Here is a 17,279-nt window from a genome sequence, read left to right on the forward strand (position 1 = left end):
ATGTGGGAGCGAGCTTGCTCGCGGAGGGGCCCTTGAGGCCGCCAAAAGCTTCGCGAGCAAGCTCGCTCCCACAGGGTTCGCGTCGTCCTTAGCTATCCAGTGCTTTGTATTTTTCGCGCAGGTGGTTGCGGATATACACCGCCGACAGGTTCAAGGTCGCGATCACCAGCACCAGCAACAGCGCCGTGGCGTACACCAGCGGGCGCGCCGCCTCGACGTTCGGGCTCTGGAAGCCGACGTCATAAATGTGGAAGCCCAAGTGCATGATCTTCTGATCGAGGTGCAGGTACGGGTAGTTGCCGTCCACCGGCAGCGACGGCGCCAGTTTCACCACACCCACCAGCATCAGCGGCGCCACTTCACCGGCGGCGCGGGCCACGGCGAGGATCATGCCGGTCATCATCGCCGGGCTGGCCATCGGGATCACGATCTTCCACAAGGTTTCAGCCTTGGTCGCGCCGAGGGCCAACGAGCCTTCACGCACGGTGCGCGGAATACGCGCCAGACCTTCCTCGGTCGCCACAATTACCACCGGCACCGCCAGCAGCGCCAGCGTCAGCGAGGCCCAGAGCAAACCCGGTGTACCGAAGGTCGGTGCCGGCAGTGCTTCCGGGAAGAACAAACGGTCGACCGAACCACCGAGCACGTAAACGAAGAAGCCCAGACCGAACACGCCGTAAACGATCGCCGGAACGCCGGCGAGGTTGTTCACCGCGATACGGATGATCCGCGTCAGGGTGTTCTGTTTGGCGTATTCACGCAGGTACACCGCTGCCAGCACGCCGAACGGGGTGACGATCATCGCCATGATCAGGGTCATCATCACGGTGCCGAAGATCGCCGGGAAAATCCCGCCTTCGGTGTTCGCTTCACGCGGGTCATCCGAAAGGAACTCCCAGATCTTGCTGAAGTAGAAACCGACCTTGGTGAACGTGCTCATCGCGTTCGGCTGGTAGGCGTGAACCACTTTGCCCAAACCGATTTCAATCTCTTTGCCGTTGGCATCACGAGCGGTCAGCGCATCACGGTTGAACTGCGCATGCAGATCGGCCAGACGTGCTTCGATGTCCTGATAACGCGCGTTCAGCTCGGCGCGCTCGGATTCCATGTCCGCTTGCGCGGTGGCGTCGAGCTTGCCTTCCAGTTCCAGTTTGCGACCATGCAGACGGATGCGTTCCAGCCCGGCGTTGATCGCACCGATGTCGGTTTTTTCCAGCGACTTCAGCTGTGCCGCCAGACCGTTCACACGGTTGATCCGCGCTTGTAGCTCAGGCCAGGCAGCCTCGCCCTCGGCGATAACCTTGCCATCCTGTTTGACGTTGACCAGGTAGCCGTAGAAGTTGCCCCACTCGCGACGTTCGATCGCCATCAACTCCGGCGGCGTGGTCTGGTTGGTCAGCCAGTCGCCGACGATCCAGGTGAAGTCATTGCCGTTCAAGTCACGGTTGCCGACCTTGATCAGCTCGCGGGTCATGAATTCCGGGCCAACGTCCGGCACCGGCAAACCGGCGCTCTTCAGACGAGCACGTGGCACTTCTTCTTTCTGTACCACTTCGCCAACGACCAGATGCTGGGCCTGACCCGGCACGTCGTAGCTGGCATGCACCAGATCCGCCGGCCAGAAGTGACCCAGACCGCGCACGGCAATCACTGCCAACAGGCCAATGGTCATGATGACCGCGATGGACACCGCGCCACCGCTGATCCAGACGCCAGGGGCGCCGCTCTTGAACCATCCTTTCAGGGAGTTCTGTTTCACAGACTTCTACCTTTGCTTAAAGCGACGAGTATTTCTTGCGCAGACGCTGACGAATCAGTTCTGCCAGGGTGTTCATGACGAAGGTGAACAACAGCAGCACCAGCGCCGAGAGGAACAGCACGCGGTAGTGGCTGCCGCCGACTTCCGACTCGGGCATTTCCACCGCGACGTTGGCAGCCAAGGTACGCAGGCCTTCGAACAGGTTCATTTCCATGACCGGGGTGTTACCGGTGGCCATCAGCACGATCATGGTTTCGCCGACCGCACGGCCCATGCCGATCATCAGCGCCGAGAAGATCCCCGGGCTGGCAGTCAGGATCACCACGCGAGTCATGGTCTGCCACGGTGTGGCACCGAGGGCCAACGAGCCAAGGGTCAGACCGCGCGGCACGCTGAACACGGCGTCTTCAGCAATCGAGTAGATGTTCGGGATCACCGCGAAGCCCATGGCCAGACCCACCACCAGTGCGTTGCGCTGGTCGTAGGTGATGCCGAGGTCGTGGGAGATCCACATGCGCATGTCGCCGCCGAAGAACCAGTTCTCCATGAACGGGCTCATGTACAGCGACAGCCAGCCCACAAACAGAATCACCGGGATCAGCAGTGCACTTTCCCAACCGTCCGGGACTTTCAGGCGGATCGATTCAGGCAGGCGGCTGAAGGTGAAACCGGCGACCAGAATGCCGATCGGCAACAACATCAGCAGGCTGAAAATGCCCGGCAAATGCCCTTCTACATAAGGCGCGAGGAACAGACCGGCGAAGAAACCGAGGATCACCGTCGGCATCGCCTCCATCAGCTCGATCACCGGTTTGACCTTGCGGCGCATGCCCGGGGCCATGAAGTAAGCGGTGTAGATCGCCGCAGCAACCGCCAGCGGCGCGGCCAACAGCATCGCGTAGAACGCGGCTTTCAGGGTGCCGAAGGTCAGTGGCGAGAGGCTCAGTTTCGGTTCGAAATCGGTGTTGGCCGCGGTCGATTGCCAGACGTATTTAGGCTCGTCGTAGTTCTCGTACCAGACCTTGCTCCACAGTGCGCTCCACGACACTTCCGGGTGCGGGTTGTCGAGCAGCAGCGGTTGCAGCTTGCCGCCGGCTTCGACGATCACGCGGTTGGCACGTGGCGACAGACCGAACAGGCCCTGGCCTTCTACCACTTGATCGACCAACAGCGTGCGGTGCGCGGTGCTGTGGAACACGCCGAGCTTGCCGCTGGCATCCAAAGCGAGGAAGCCTTTACGACGCTCTTCAGCGGTGATTTCAACGATCGGCGTGGTGCCCATCTGGAAGGTACGAATCTGCTTCAGACGCTGCTCGCCATCCGGGTCACGCGCCATGAACCACTGGGCGAGACCGCCCTTGGAGTCGCCGACGATCAGCGAGATGCCACCCACCAGTTGTGTGGTTGCAGTGACCTCAGCGTCGCCGTCTTCGAGCAGTTTGTAGCGACCGTTGAGGCTCTTGTCGCGCAGGCTGAACACGTCGGCCTGAGCACGCCCGTTGACCACGTACAGCCATTGCTGGCGTGGGTCGACGAAGATGTTTTTCACCGACTCGGTCATCTGCGGCAGATCGATACGCTTCTGCTCGTTGGTGACTTCGCCGGTCATCATGTTTTCTTCGCTGGTCAGCGACAACACGTTGAGTTGCGAACCGGTCGAGCCCACCAGCATCAGCGTGGTGTCGGTGGCGTTAAGGCTGACGTGCTCCAGCGCACCGCCGCTTTCGTTCAGCGCAATCGGCGTCTCGCCGTACGGATATTCGATGGCCGGGGTGATGGTTTTCTTGCCATCGGGGTAGCTGACTTTATAGGTGTGACGGAACACCAGCGCCTGACCGTTGGACAGGCCCACGGCCACCAGCGGATGACCCGGCTGATCTTCACCCAGCGAGGTCACGGTGGTGCCGGCCGGAACCGGCAGATCGACGCGCTTCAATTCAGCGCCACTGTCGATATCAAAGAACAGCGCCTGACCCTTGTCGGACACGCGCATGGCCACCTGATTCTGCTCTTCGAGCGAAATCATCAGCGGCTTGCCGGCGTCCTGCATCCAGGCCGGGGTGATCGCATCTTTCGCGGTCAGGTCGGCACCCTTGAACAGCGGCGCAACCACGTAGGCGAGAAAGAAGAAGATCAGGGTGATGGCTGCCAGCACCGCCAGGCCGCCAACGAGGACGTACCAACGGGTGAAGCGATCCTTGAGCGCGCGAATGCGGCGCTTGCGTTGCAGCTCAGGCGTATTGAAATCAATGCGCTTGGGAGGGGAAGTCGTAGTCATTGGGGAATTGGCCAGATCATTCATGCGCACACCCTAGCGATCCTGTATGACAGAAAGATGACAATGCAGTGACGCACCAAATCCACCGCCAGCGGGTACTGGAGGAGGATCGAAGAATTCGAAGGTTCGCGGTGCCCTGTGGGGCCCGCCTGAAACCTGCTGTAACGGAAACGTTTGAAACCTGTGTAGGAGCTGACGAGGGAACCGAGGCTGCGATCTTTTGATCTTGCAGTCAGAGGCCAGATCAAAAGATCGCAGCCTCGTTTCACTCGACAGCTCCTACAGGGGTTCCTGCAGATCCGGGGATTAGCCCGGATCTACGGGGTTACTTCTTTGCGACTTCAGCGCCGCCTTCTTGCAGACCGAGGTCAGCCAGTGCTTTTGCAGCAACCTTGGCTGGCAGCGGGATGTAGCCGTCTTTCACTACGATTTCCTGGCCCTGTTTCGACAGCACCAGTTTCACGAACTCAGCTTCCAGCGGAGCCAGAGGCTTGTTCGGGGCTTTGTTGACGTACACGTAGAGGAAACGCGACAGCGGGTACTTGCCGTTCAGGGCGTTTTCTTCGGTGTCTTCGATGAAGTCAGTGCTGCCCTTCTTCGACAGAGCAACGGTTTTCACGCTAGCGGTTTTGTAGCCGATGCCCGAGTAACCGATGCCGTTCAGCGAGGAGCTGATCGACTGCACAACCGACGCCGAACCTGGTTGTTCGTTAACGTTTGGTTTGTAGTCGCCTTTGCACAGGGCTTCTTCTTTGAAGTAGCCGTAGGTGCCGGATACCGAGTTACGACCGAACAGTTGCACTGGCTTGTTGGCCAGATCGCCGGTCACGCCCAGGTCGCCCCAGGTTTTCACGTCGGCTTTGGCGCCGCACAGACGGGTGGACGAGAAGATCGCATCAACCTGTTCCATGGTCAGGTGCTGGATCGGGTTGTCCTTGTGCACGAACACAGCCAGGGCATCCACAGCCACCGGGATAGCGGTTGGCTTGTAGCCGTACTTCTGCTCGAAAGCAGCCAGTTCGGTGTCCTTCATCTTGCGGCTCATCGGGCCCAGGTTGGAGGTGCCTTCAGTCAGCGCAGGTGGCGCAGTGGCGGAGCCAGCGGCCTGAATCTGGATGTTTACGTTCGGGTATTCTTTTTTGTAGTTCTCAGCCCAGAGGGTCATGAGGTTGGCCAGGGTATCGGAGCCGACGCTGGACAGGTTGCCCGACACACCAGTGGTCTTGGTGTAGCTCGGGATAGCAGGGTCAACAGCGGCGAACGCGTTGGCAGTCGCAACGCCAGCAGCGACAAAAGTCATTGCCGCCATCAAACGCTTCAGTTTCATGCCTTACTCCTAGCAGATAGGGTGTGTTAAGTCGGGGCCAAGTATCAGCAGGCCGTGTGAACACTCTATGGCTGAAATATGACAATTGGATGAAAGGCCAGCATGTCGCAACCGATCGTTCCCACGCTCTGCGTGGGAACGCCGCCATGGACGCTCTGCGTCCGCATTTGAGAGGTGACGCGGAGCGTCACGGGATGCATTCCCACGCGGAGCGTGGGAACGATCAGGCGGGAGGGAAAATCAGCGCCCCTTCTTCCAGAGCCACGCCCCCACCAGCATCCCCATCGCGCACAGCACCGCCACATAATAAGCAGGCCCCATCGCGCTTTCCTTCAGCAGCAAACTCACCACCATCGGCGTCAACCCGCCAAAAATCGCGTAAGCCATGTTGTACGAGAACGACAAGCCGCTGAAGCGCACCACCGGCGGAAACGCTTTCACCATCACATACGGCACCGCACCAATGGTGCCGACCAGGAAACCGGTCAGCGCGTACAGCGGGAACAGCCAGTTCGGGTGATCCGCGAGGCTGTGATAGAACGTCCACGAGCTGATCAGCAGGCCCAGGCAACCGAACACAAACACCCGGCCGGCACCAAAGCGATCCGCCAATGCGCCGGAAATGATGCAGCCGATGCTCAGGAACACGATCGCCAGACTGTTCGACTGCAGCGACTCGGTCGGGGTGAAGTGATAAACGGTTTGCAGCACGGTCGGGGTCATCAAAATGACCACGACGATGCCAGCGGAGAGCAACCAGGTCAGCAGCATCGAGATCGCAATCGCGCCGCGATGGTCGCGCAGCACCGCACGCAGCGGCACTTCTTCAGCCAAGGCTTTACGCTGCTGCAGTTCGGCGAACACCGGGGTTTCGTGCAGCCAGCGGCGCAGGTACACCGAGAACAGGCCGAACACACCGCCGAGCAGGAACGGGATCCGCCAGGCGTAATCGGACACTTCGGCAGGCGTATAAATGCTGTTGATCGCGGTGGCGACCAGCGAGCCGAGCAGGATGCCGGCGGTCAGGCCGCTGGTGAGGGTGCCGCAGGCGTAACCCATGTGCTTTTGCGGGACGTGTTCGGAAACGAAGACCCACGCGCCCGGCACTTCCCCACCGATGGCCGCGCCCTGAATCACGCGCATCACCAGCAGCAGAATTGGCGCCCACATGCCGATCTGTGCGTATGTAGGCAGCAGACCCATGATCAGGGTCGGCACGGCCATCATGAAAATGCTCAGGGTGAACATCTTCTTGCGCCCCAGCAGGTCGCCGAAGTGCGCCATGACGATGCCGCCCAACGGCCGCGCGAGGTAGCCGGCGGCGAAGATGCCGAAGGTCTGCATCAGACGCAGCCACTCGGGCATGTCGGCCGGGAAGAACAGCTTGCCGACCACAGTGGCGAAGAAAACGAAGATGATGAAATCGTAGAACTCCAGCGCGCCGCCAAGGGCGGACAGCGACAGAGTCTTGTAGTCATTGCGGGTCAACGGTCGTGCGGGTTGCTCGGGCTGCGCGAGGCTCGAAGACGCTGTGGTCATGGCAAGGGCTTCTCTTATAGTCGGATCTGCCGCCACAACAACGCTGGCGGTGGCTTGGGCAGGTTCGGCACCATAGCAAATTGTTCGAAAAAGCACATAGAGGCGCGTATTTGACGGTCGAAATGAGAACCCGATGGTCGTCGTGGAGTCTACCGACCGATATACTCGCAACCTGCTCCGGTTTGTAGGGGGTTGCTGTGCGAAAACGTCGTTGGCCCGGCCTTTGCTCGGGATTAGCCGGTTTCGCAGAGTTTCTCCTTAGGCGCCTGATGGAAAACGTGACGAACGTAGTATGTTCGGTGCTGAATCGTTTTTCCCGAAGACGGCTACCACCAGCAATACCAACGATGAGTCACGGGTCAGAGGCACCCTCGGCATGATAGAGCTCGAACAAGAAGATCCGATCCCGCAAGGCGACCTGGCCTTGCAAATCACCGCACTTCCGCGTGAAACCAACGGCTTTGGCGATATTTTCGGCGGCTGGCTGGTGGCGCAGATGGATTTGGCCGGCACCGCGATGGCCAGCCGTGTTGCCGGTGGCCGCGTCGCTACCGTTGCCATCGACCGCATGGCGTTTCTCGTGCCGGTCGCTGTCGGCGCACAATTGTCCTTCTATACGCAGACCCTGGAAATCGGCCGCAGCTCGATCCAGATGATGGTCGAAGTGTGGAGCGATGACCCGCTGTCCAGTGAGTGGCGTAAAGTGACCGAAGCGGTTTTCGTCTTCGTCGCCATCGACGGCAGCGGCCGCACCCGCTCGGTTCCACCGCGCGCGCGCTAAACCTCGCGGCCGTTTTACGGTCGATAGTTGTCCTTGTTACTGATTGAGAGCTGTCCGATGAACACGCCCAACGTTGAAGCCGTGAAACTGGATGAACTGAACTGCTGGCGGATTCGCCACGGTCAGGCCGAAGTGCTGGTGGCCCAGCAAGGCGCGCACATCCTCAGTTATCAGATCGATGGCCAGCCGCCGATCATCTGGCTCAACGATAAGGCAGTGTTCAAGACTGGCAAGAGCATCCGCGCCGGCGTGCCGGTGTGCTGGCCGTGGTTCGGCAAGTTCGAACGCAACCCGCAGAGCGTGCAGGCCATGTACACCGGTGAGCAACCGGCACCCGCGCACGGTCTGGTGCGGGCGATGGATTGGGAACTGGGCGGTATCGAAGCCGAAAGCAACGGTATCAAGGTCGAATTTAAACTGCCTTATCCCGAAGGCGGCCTGCCGGGCTGGCCGCATCAGGTCGATTTGACCCTGACTCTGCACTTGTCCGAGCAACTGAGTTTCAGCCTGACCAGCCACAACCGTGGCAGTGACACCGTCAGCCTGAGCCAGGCGCTGCACACCTATTTCGCGGTCAGTGATGTGCGCAATGTGCACGTCGACGGCGTCGATGGCTTGAAGTACATCGAGACGCTGGATGACTGGAAAACCAACAGCCAGCAAGGTGACCTGCAGTTTGCCGGGGAAACTGACCGCATCTACCTCGACGCTCCACCGCAGCTGAGCATCGTCGACCCGACCTGGGAACGGCGCATTGTCCTGACCGCCACCGGCTCGCGCACGGCAGTGATCTGGACCCCGTGGATCGATCGCGCGGCGGCGCTTGCTGACATGGATAACGATGGCTGGCAGCGCATGCTATGCATCGAGACGGCGAATGTGATGGATGACATCGTCACGCTCGCGCCGGGTGCGAGCCATACCATGGGCGTCAGTGTCGCCAGCAAACCGCTCTAAATCCTAACGCAGAAAGAAATGTGGGAGCGGGCACCTGTGGCGACGGGATTTATCCCCGTTGGGTCGCGAAGCGGCCCCCGCTTTTTTTAATCAAGAGCAGGGCCTGCTGCGCAGTCCAACGGGGATAAATCCCCTCGCCACAGGGCTCATTCCCACAGTTGTTATTTGCAGGTTTTAGAGATCAGATTCCTGCACCACCCGCACTTTGTCCGCTTCCAGCGCATACGCTGCGTCAGCCAGGTCATTGCTCACCTTCTCGACCTTCAGCGTGCCGGTCACCCACAGCGGCGTGTAGATATCGTCCAGCTTCAAGCCCTTCGGATAACGCACCAGCACCAGTTGATTCGGTGGCGGTGGCGGCACGTGGATGCACGCGCCCGGATACGGCACGAGGAAGAACAACGTGCTGCGGCCCTTGGCGTCAGACTCCAGCGGCACCGGGTAACCACCGATGCGGATGTGTTTGTCGTTCATCGACGCCACGGTTTTGGTCGAATACATCACTGCCGGCAGACCTTTGGCCTGCTTCATCCCGCCCTTCTCGGTGAAGGTGCCGGTGGCTTCCGGGGAGTTGTGGTCGATTTCAGGCATGGCCTCGAGGGCCTTTTGATCCGACTTGGGCATCAGTTCGAGCCAGTCGGTTTCCGGCAGTTCGCCGGCGTGGGCCAAACCGCTGCCCAGGAAAAGGAGAGTCAACAGAAGACGGCGCATGACGGTGCTCGGTATAGAAGGGAATGAACGTTGAATCGCCGAGCATTCTAGCCCTCCCTGCCGCGTTGGCAGAGAGGACTTTGTCGCTTTGGATCAGTTCTTTTTGATCAGGCCGTAGATCACCAGCAACACGACTGCACCGACCAGTGCGCCGAGGAAGCCTGCGCCCTCGCCCGCCTGATAAATGCCCAGAGCCTGGCCGCCATAAGTGGCCGCCAGCGAACCGCCGATACCGAGCAGGATGGTCATGATCCAGCCCATGCTGTCATCGCCCGGTTTCAGGAACCGAGCCAGCAGGCCGACGATCAAGCCGATAAAGATGGTTCCGATAATTCCCATGGCAATTCCCTCTCAGTAGTAGATATGCGAAGCCTAGTCAGACTTTGGCATCCTGCCATGAGAGAACGGCGGCCCCTGAATGGTTCCGCCGCAGACACATGAAACTGAATTACTCGGCGATCAGCGCTTCGACCTTGACGATCTGCGCCTGCAGCGTGGCCATGTCGGCGCAGCGCAGGTTGGCGTGACCGACCTTGCGCCCGGCCTTGAAGGCTTTGCCGTAGTGATGCAGATGGCAATCGTCGATGGCGATGACCTTCTCAACCGGCGGCACCACGCCGATGAAGTTGAGCATTGCGCTCTCGCCGACCTTGGCCGTCGAACCCAACGGCAGGCCGGCAACGGCGCGCAGGTGGTTTTCGAACTGGCTGCACTCGGCGCCTTCGGTGGTCCAGTGCCCGGAGTTGTGCACGCGCGGGGCGATTTCGTTGGCTTTCAAGCCACCGTCGACTTCAAAGAACTCGAACGCCATCACGCCGACGTAGTCGAGCTGCTTGAGCACACGGCTCGAGTAGTCCTCGGCCAACGCCTGCAACGGGTGATCGGTGCTGGCAACGGACAGCTTGAGGATGCCGCTGTCGTGGGTGTTGTGTACCAGCGGATAGAACTTGGTTTCGCCATCACGAGCACGCACGGCGATCAGCGAGACTTCACCGGTGAACGGCACGAAGCCTTCCAGCAGGCAGGACACGCTGCCCAGTTCGGCGAAGGTGTCGACCACGTCTTCCGGCTTGCGCAGGACTTTCTGGCCCTTGCCGTCATAACCCAGAGTGCGGGTTTTCAGCACGGCCGGCAGACCGATCGAAGCCACGGCGGCATCCAGATCGGCTTGCGATTGAATGTCGGCGAAGGCCGGGGTCGGGATGCCCAGATCCTTGAACATGCTCTTTTCGAACCAGCGATCACGAGCGATGCGCAGGGCGTCGGCGCTCGGATAAACCGGAACGAATTGCGACAGGAAGGCCACGGTTTCCGCTGGAACACTTTCGAACTCGAAGGTCACCAGATCGACTTCATCGGCCAGTTGGCGCAGATGATCCTGATCGCCGTAATCGGCCCGCAGGTGTTCGCCCAGCGCAGCGGCGCAAGCGTCCGGCGCAGGGTCGAGGAAAGCGAAGTTCATGCCCAGCGGAGTGCCCGCCAGGGCCAACATGCGACCCAACTGGCCGCCACCGATTACACCGATCTTCATCTCAACAACCTCAGGCAATACGTGGGTCTGGATTGTCCAGGACGCTGTCTGTCTGCTCGGCACGGAAGGTTTTCAGTACCGCGTGGAACTGCGGATGCTTGGCGCCGAGGATGCTCGCCGAGAGCAGCGCGGCGTTGATCGCGCCGGCCTTGCCGATAGCCAGAGTGGCGACCGGAATGCCCGCTGGCATCTGCACGATGGACAGCAGCGAGTCGACGCCCGAGAGCATGGCCGACTGCACCGGAACACCGAGCACCGGCAGGTGGGTCTTGGCCGCACACATGCCTGGCAAGTGGGCTGCGCCACCGGCACCGGCGATAATCACCTCGATGCCGCGGCTTTCAGCCTCTTCGGCGTACTGGAACAGCAGATCCGGGGTACGGTGGGCAGAGACCACTTTGACCTCGTACGGGATGCCGAGCTTTTCCAGCATATCGGCGGTGTGGCTAAGGGTGGACCAATCGGACTTGGAGCCCATGATCACGCCAACCAGTGCACTCATCGTCGCGCCTCTTCTCTCTGGAGCGCCCGCAGGCGCGTCATAAAACAACAAGCCACGCAGGTTGCGTGGCTTGATTGTACGAAAAATGGCCGGTCGTGCCGGCCGAAGGCCGCGCAGTATACCGCAAAGAAAGCAATAAACAGCCCCTTCGACGACCATCTGTCTTAGCGGCTCTTTTTCTGTTTTTGCTGACTTTCAAGTCAGCGCGCCAGCCTCTGCAAACCGTTTCAGCTCGGCATTAACTGCGCAAGGCCGCCTGCGAATATTAAGCATTACAAACATCAAATAACGCCCAACATAAAAACAACTATCCATGCTGCAATACTTGATAACAGAACATTAACTGACACATATAAAGACTGCACAAACAAACACTAACACGCTAATAATCCGACCCTGCCTTACAACGAGGCACACACCTAATTCATCCAAACTTTTCCACTTCGAAAACAACTAAAATGCCAAATATATTAACAATCACATGTGCGCTGCTTGGCAGCCTGTTCATGACTACGATGACTCAAGCCACAGTCGCTATCGATGACACTCCATGGCCAGCTGAACAAAACACGACGCTAGCCAGGTCGCTTGCTGCGCCGCTTGGCGGAAAAATACCGATATTCATCCACGCCTTCATCCACGACGATGTCACCCAGCCACAGTCGGAGATATTTGCCGAACATTTCCTGCCTATGGTCAAGGAACTGGAGAGCGTTACGGGACGCCGCGTATCAGTTCAATTCATACGCAATCAGCCGACTTATACTGACTTTGCGTATATGAATGAAGACGAGCTAGTCACTATGAAAAAGTGGAGGGATCGCACGCACGACTATAAAGTCGAAAAAAATCTTCCGTCCACACGAACTACAAAATTCATTCTACTGACCAAAAGCGCTCTAAATGATCGTGTCGCTGGCCTTGCCGGAACTGGGCAACAAGCGGCCATTGCATCTCTCAAGTCAGCAGCCAATGTCGGACATGAAATTGGCCACACGCTAGACGCCCTGCATGAAAATTCTGAAGTGTTCTACCGAGGCGGCTGATGGTGTGAAAGTTACATGATCCCGAACCCGAAATTGTTGGTCGGCAACTGCCACACCTTCACTGAAGCTAATCGGGCAAGGATCAGTAACTTTTTGAGCAATGTTCCCTGAACGCATTTTTCCGCGACACGGCGGCTGCACGGACATCACGCACCGCCAGCCGCACCGCCTTCGAGCTTGCGCCACAGCAGGCGCACGTTGGCTTTGCGCACCAAGGCGCAGCGGTAAAGGCGAATCTCCAGCGGCACATGCCATTGCGGGCCGCCGCAGACCACCAGTTCGCCACGCGCCAATTCCGCACGCACGCTGAGTTGCGGCACCCAGGCAATGCCCAACCCTTCCAGCGCCATGCTCTTCAAACTGTCCGCCATCGCGGTTTCATAAATAGTGGTAAAGCGCACTTGGCGCTGACGCAGCAAGCCATTCACCGAGCGCCCGAGAAAAGCACCGGCGCTGTAAGCAAGCAACGGCACACTCGCTTCCCCTTCCAGATCGAACAGCGGTTTGCCCTCGGCATCCGCCGCGCACACCGGCAACATCTCGGTCTGGCCCAAATGCAGCGAGGGGAAAATTTCCGGGTCCATCTGCATTGCCGCGTCCGGGTCGTAGAACGCCAGCATCAGATCGCAGCCACCCTCACGCAGCGCATGCACCGCGTCGCCGACGTTGGTCGCGACCAGTCGCGTGGCAATGTTCAAACCTTCATTGCGCAGTTGCGCGATCCAGCGCGGAAAGAAACCCAGTGCCAGCGAGTGAGCGGCAGCGACTTGCATCACTTCGCCCTGCCCGCCCTCCAGATGATGCAGATGGCGCAGCACTTCACCGAGTTGTTCGACCACCGTGCGCGCGGTCACCAGAAACAACTGCCCCGCCGCCGTCAGTTCGATCGGCGTGCGCGAGCGATTGACCAATGTCAGCCCCAATGCAGCTTCCAGACTGCGGATCCGCCGACTGAATGCCGGCTGCGTCACGAAGCGTCGTTCGGCCGCTTGCGAGAAGCTGCGGGTGGCGGCCAGAGCACTGAAGTCCTCGAGCCATTTGCTTTCCAGATTCATCACGTCCTCCCGGACACGCACCAAAACAGGTCACACGTCTGCCGCGCACGCGGCGTCACATGGGCATTATGCCGAATGTGCATAGGGCAGTGCTTAACAGCATTGGCCCAAAATTCCCCACAAGCCTAGCATTCGCAGCGTTCCGGCACAGACCGGGTCCATATCGAGATGATTTCTATCATGTCCTCCGCTGCATCTTTCCGCACAGAAAACGACCTGCTTGGCGCCCTCGAAGTACCGGCTCAAGCGTATTACGGCATCCAGACCCTGCGAGCGGTGAATAACTTCCGTCTCTCCGGCGTTCCGATTTCGCATTACCCAAAACTCGTTGTCGGTCTGGCAATGGTCAAACAGGCCGCTGCTGACGCCAACCGCGAGTTGGGTCATCTGAGCGAAGCCAAGCACGCTGCCATCAGCGAAGCCTGTGCCCGATTGATCCGCGGTGATTTCCACGAAGAGTTCGTGGTCGACATGATTCAGGGTGGCGCCGGTACTTCCACCAACATGAACGCCAACGAAGTGATCGCCAACATTGCCCTCGAAGCAATGGGTCACGAGAAAGGCGAGTACCAGTACCTGCACCCGAACGACGACGTCAACATGGCGCAGTCGACCAACGACGCTTACCCGACGGCAATCCGCCTGGGCCTGCTGCTCGGCCACGACACCCTGCTGGCCAGCCTCGACAGCCTGATTCAGGCGTTCGCGGCCAAGGGCAAAGAATTTGATCACGTCCTGAAAATGGGCCGTACTCAATTGCAAGACGCCGTGCCGATGACCCTCGGCCAGGAATTCCGTGCTTTCGCCACCACCATGGGCGAAGACCTGGCCCGTCTGAAGACGCTGGCCCCGGAACTGCTGACTGAAGTGAACCTGGGCGGCACCGCGATCGGCACCGGCATCAACGCTGACCCGCGTTATCAAGCGCTGGCGGTACAGCGTCTGGCCCTGATCAGCGGTCAACCGCTGGTTCCAGCCGCCGACCTGATCGAAGCGACTTCCGACATGGGCGCTTTCGTACTGTTCTCCGGCATGCTCAAGCGCACCGCGGTCAAGCTGTCGAAGATCTGCAACGACTTGCGTCTGCTGTCCAGCGGCCCACGCACCGGCATCAACGAAATCAACCTGCCAGCGCGTCAGCCAGGCAGCTCGATCATGCCTGGCAAGGTCAACCCGGTAATCCCGGAAGCCGTTAACCAAGTCGCGTTCCAAGTGATCGGTAACGACCTGGCGCTGACCATGGCAGCCGAAGGCGGCCAACTGCAGCTGAACGTGATGGAGCCGCTGATCGCCTTCAAGATCTTCGACTCGATCCGCCTGCTGCAACGCGCCATGGACATGCTGCGCGAGCACTGCATCGTCGGCATCACCGCCAACGAAGCGCGCTGCCGTGAACTGGTCGAGCACTCGATCGGTCTGGTCACCGCATTGAACCCGTACATCGGCTACAAAAACGCCACCCGCATCGCCGGCCTCGCCCTTGAAAGCGGCCGCGGCGTGCTGGAACTGGTGCGCGAAGAAGGTCTGCTCGACGAAGCCATGCTCGCCGACATCCTGCGCCCGGAAAACATGATTGCTCCGCGTCTGGTTCCGCTGAAAGGCTGAATCGACGCGTTACTTATAGCACCGCTCACCAGGTCGAGGGACTAGACACCTCTCACCTTTTGAGGGCTTGGGGATTTAGTCCCCAGGCCCTTTTTTTTAACTATTTGATCCTGAGACCCGTATGTCTGGGAACTGCTTAATGTCGAGGTAAGCCCTTGTGGCGAGGGGATTTATCCCCGTTGGGTCGCGAAGCGGCCCCAATACCTGCAATCGCGATGTATCAGGTACACCGCGTGCGATGGTTTTGCGACTGCTTCGCTGCCGAACGGGGATAAATCCCCTCGCCACAGGGTTTGCTTCAGCAGAGGAGCAGTTCCTGTACAAGCCCGGCGCCGGTAACGCCGGGTGTTTCAAAGCCTCGTTTCGTCGCTTGCACCACGACTGTGCAGACGGGCGCCGCACTGATCGGTATAGTGCCGCCCCTCTTCGCATGAGCGGTCGTCGGTAACGAGGCCATCACCCATGTGAAACCCGAACTAATAACAAACCCGCGATTTGGAACCGGGACGAAACCTTCGCCTCACCTGTTGTGCCGCGCGCAAACCGGTGTAACACGATGTTTCTCCCATCCAGCATTTGCTTACACAAAAAACAGCGAGGAAAAATCCATGCTCGAAGTCATCAACGACTTCCTCTCAGGCAAAGTACTGATCGTGCTCATTGTCGGGCTCGGTAGCTACTTCACGATTCGCTCGCGTTTCGTTCAACTGCGGCACTTCTTCCACATGTTCGCGGTGTTCCGCGACAGCCTCAAAGGCAGCGCCGGCCAACTCAGCTCGTTCCAGGCCCTGATGCTCAGCCTCGCCGGCCGTGTCGGTGCAGGCAACATCGCCGGTGTCGGCATCGCCGTAACCCTCGGCGGTCCGGGTGCGGTGTTCTGGATGTGGGTGACCGCACTGGTCGGCATGTCCAGCAGCTTCTTCGAATGTACTCTGGCCCAAGTCTACAAACGCGCCGATGGCGACGGTCTGTACCGTGGTGGCCCGGCCTACTACATTCAGCACGGCCTGAAGCTCAAAGGCATGGCAGTGGTGTTCTCCGTTCTGCTGCTGGTCACCTACGGCTTCGCCTTCATTGGCCTGCAGTCCTACACCGTGACCCACTCGCTGCAAAACGCCTTTGAATTCGACCCGCGCCACACCGGTATCGTCCTGGCGGTGCTGCTGGCCATCACCTTCCTCGGCGGCATCAAGCGCATCGCTTCGGTGTCCGACCTGTTGGTACCGATCAAGACCCTGGCCTATATCGGCGTGACCCTGTACGTGATCGGCACCCAGATCGAACACGTGCCCGCCATGCTGGAAACCATCATCAAGAGCGCCTTCGGTCTCGACCCGGCCTTTGGTGGTCTGCTCGGCAGCGCCATCGTCATGGGCGTGAAGCGTGGCGTGTTCGCCAACGAAGCGGGTCTGGGCAGTGCGCCGAACGTCGCCGCCGTGGCTGCGGTGAAACACCCGGGCGCGCAGGGCGTGGTTCAGGCTTTCAGCGTGTTCCTCGACACCTTCGTGATCTGCACCTGCACCGCGCTGCTGATCCTGCTGTCGGGCTTCTACACCCCGGGCTTCGAAGGTGACGGCATCGTCCTGACCCAGAACTCGCTGGCCGCCGTAGTCGGTGACTGGGGCCGCATGTTCGTCAGCGTCGCGCTGTCGCTGTTCGTCTTCACCTGCATCCTCTACAACTACTACCTGGGCGAGAACAGCTTGCAGTTCCTCACCCGCAACCGCGCTGCACTGATGATTTTCCGTGGCCTGGTGCTGGCGCTGGTGGTCTGGGGTTCGATGCAGGATCTGTCGACCGTGTTCGCCTTCGCCGACATCACCATGACCTGCCTGGCCTTCGTCAACCTTGTGGCCCTGGCCATGCTGTTCAAGGTCGGCATGCGCGTAATGCGCGACTACGACGAGCAGCGCCGCGCCGGCGTCAAACAGCCGGTGTTCGATTCCAGCAAATTTGCTGATCTGGATCTGGATCTGAAAGCCTGGCCAACCAACCCGCCGGCAACAGCGGGCAAGACCGAAGCCGAGCCGCAAGGCGTACCTGCAGCGCAACGCTGACAGGTGAATGACGGGCGCATCCCCTGCGCCCGTCAGTTATTGTGATGCAATAACTTGTAGGAGTGAGCCTGCTCGCGATAGCGGTTCATCATTCAACATTTATGTTGGCTGAAAGACCGCTATCGCGAGCA

General features: G+C 59.6%; 14 protein-coding genes. 5 read left to right on the top strand and 9 right to left on the bottom strand.

Annotated elements, in window-relative coordinates; genetic code table 11:
• Positions 1 to 88: 88 nt before the first annotated feature.
• The 4 genes from pstA to QMX93_RS24115 all read right to left on the bottom strand — a co-directional run bounded on the left by pstA (position 89) and on the right by QMX93_RS24115 (position 6,903).
• Entirely contained in the window at positions 89 to 1,759 is a 1,671-nt protein-coding gene (pstA, locus tag QMX93_RS24100) for a phosphate ABC transporter permease PstA (RefSeq protein ID WP_159814466.1), read from the bottom strand.
• A gap of 16 nt (positions 1,760 to 1,775) precedes the next feature.
• A complete protein-coding gene (locus QMX93_RS24105) occupies positions 1,776 to 3,809 on the bottom strand; it encodes an ABC transporter permease subunit (RefSeq protein WP_282358221.1) in 2,034 nt (677 codons plus the stop codon).
• A gap of 553 nt (positions 3,810 to 4,362) precedes the next feature.
• On the bottom strand, positions 4,363 to 5,364 hold the full coding sequence (locus QMX93_RS24110) for a phosphate ABC transporter substrate-binding protein PstS (protein WP_282358214.1): 1,002 nt from the start codon (positions 5,362 to 5,364) through the stop codon (positions 4,363 to 4,365).
• Between the two features lie 240 nt (positions 5,365 to 5,604).
• Entirely contained in the window at positions 5,605 to 6,903 is a 1,299-nt protein-coding gene (locus QMX93_RS24115; protein ID WP_282358215.1) for an MFS transporter, read from the bottom strand.
• A 376-nt stretch (positions 6,904 to 7,279) separates the two neighbouring features.
• Between QMX93_RS24115 and QMX93_RS24120 the strand changes: the two genes are divergently transcribed.
• Together QMX93_RS24120 and QMX93_RS24125 are read left to right on the top strand one after the other, a co-directional pair.
• Complete coding sequence (locus tag QMX93_RS24120; RefSeq protein WP_003229628.1) at positions 7,280 to 7,684, top strand: acyl-CoA thioesterase; 405 nt, start codon at positions 7,280 to 7,282, stop codon at positions 7,682 to 7,684.
• A gap of 57 nt (positions 7,685 to 7,741) precedes the next feature.
• Complete coding sequence (locus QMX93_RS24125) at positions 7,742 to 8,641, top strand: D-hexose-6-phosphate mutarotase (RefSeq protein WP_282358216.1); 900 nt, start codon at positions 7,742 to 7,744, stop codon at positions 8,639 to 8,641.
• Between the two features lie 174 nt (positions 8,642 to 8,815).
• Here QMX93_RS24125 and QMX93_RS24130 read toward each other — a convergent pair whose 3' ends face one another.
• The 4 genes from QMX93_RS24130 to purE form a co-directional block, all read right to left on the bottom strand.
• A complete protein-coding gene (locus QMX93_RS24130) occupies positions 8,816 to 9,352 on the bottom strand; it encodes a DUF3299 domain-containing protein (RefSeq protein WP_007920225.1) in 537 nt (178 codons plus the stop codon).
• A 93-nt stretch (positions 9,353 to 9,445) separates the two neighbouring features.
• Positions 9,446 to 9,691, bottom strand: a complete 246-nt coding sequence (locus tag QMX93_RS24135; protein WP_016772475.1) for a GlsB/YeaQ/YmgE family stress response membrane protein — start codon at positions 9,689 to 9,691, stop codon at positions 9,446 to 9,448.
• A 109-nt stretch (positions 9,692 to 9,800) separates the two neighbouring features.
• Complete coding sequence (locus QMX93_RS24140) at positions 9,801 to 10,883, bottom strand: 5-(carboxyamino)imidazole ribonucleotide synthase (protein WP_282358217.1); 1,083 nt, start codon at positions 10,881 to 10,883, stop codon at positions 9,801 to 9,803.
• Positions 10,884 to 10,893: 10 nt separating this feature from the next.
• A complete protein-coding gene (gene purE, locus QMX93_RS24145) occupies positions 10,894 to 11,385 on the bottom strand; it encodes a 5-(carboxyamino)imidazole ribonucleotide mutase (protein WP_007920220.1) in 492 nt (163 codons plus the stop codon).
• A gap of 506 nt (positions 11,386 to 11,891) precedes the next feature.
• Here purE and QMX93_RS24150 point away from each other — a divergent pair.
• Positions 11,892 to 12,431, top strand: coding sequence for a hypothetical protein (locus QMX93_RS24150; protein WP_282358218.1), 540 nt, complete (start codon positions 11,892 to 11,894; stop codon positions 12,429 to 12,431).
• Between the two features lie 146 nt (positions 12,432 to 12,577).
• On the opposite strand, the gene QMX93_RS24155 is transcribed toward QMX93_RS24150, so the two are convergent.
• Positions 12,578 to 13,486 carry a LysR substrate-binding domain-containing protein gene (locus QMX93_RS24155; RefSeq protein WP_159814478.1) on the bottom strand — a complete coding sequence of 303 codons (909 nt, stop codon included), beginning with the start codon at positions 13,484 to 13,486 and terminating at the stop codon, positions 12,578 to 12,580.
• Between the two features lie 180 nt (positions 13,487 to 13,666).
• On the opposite strand from QMX93_RS24155, the gene QMX93_RS24160 reads away from it, so the two are divergent.
• Both QMX93_RS24160 and QMX93_RS24165 read left to right on the top strand, forming a co-directional pair.
• Positions 13,667 to 15,091: an aspartate ammonia-lyase gene (locus tag QMX93_RS24160; RefSeq protein ID WP_282358219.1), complete on the top strand. Its 1,425-nt coding sequence runs from the start codon at positions 13,667 to 13,669 to the stop codon at positions 15,089 to 15,091.
• A 608-nt stretch (positions 15,092 to 15,699) separates the two neighbouring features.
• On the top strand, positions 15,700 to 17,148 hold the full coding sequence (locus tag QMX93_RS24165) for an alanine/glycine:cation symporter family protein (RefSeq protein WP_282358220.1): 1,449 nt from the start codon (positions 15,700 to 15,702) through the stop codon (positions 17,146 to 17,148).
• Positions 17,149 to 17,279 lie beyond the last annotated feature (131 nt).

Source organism: Pseudomonas sp. PS01303 (assembly GCF_029959385.1).
Taxonomy (GTDB): Bacteria; Pseudomonadota; Gammaproteobacteria; order Pseudomonadales; family Pseudomonadaceae; genus Aquipseudomonas; species Aquipseudomonas rustica.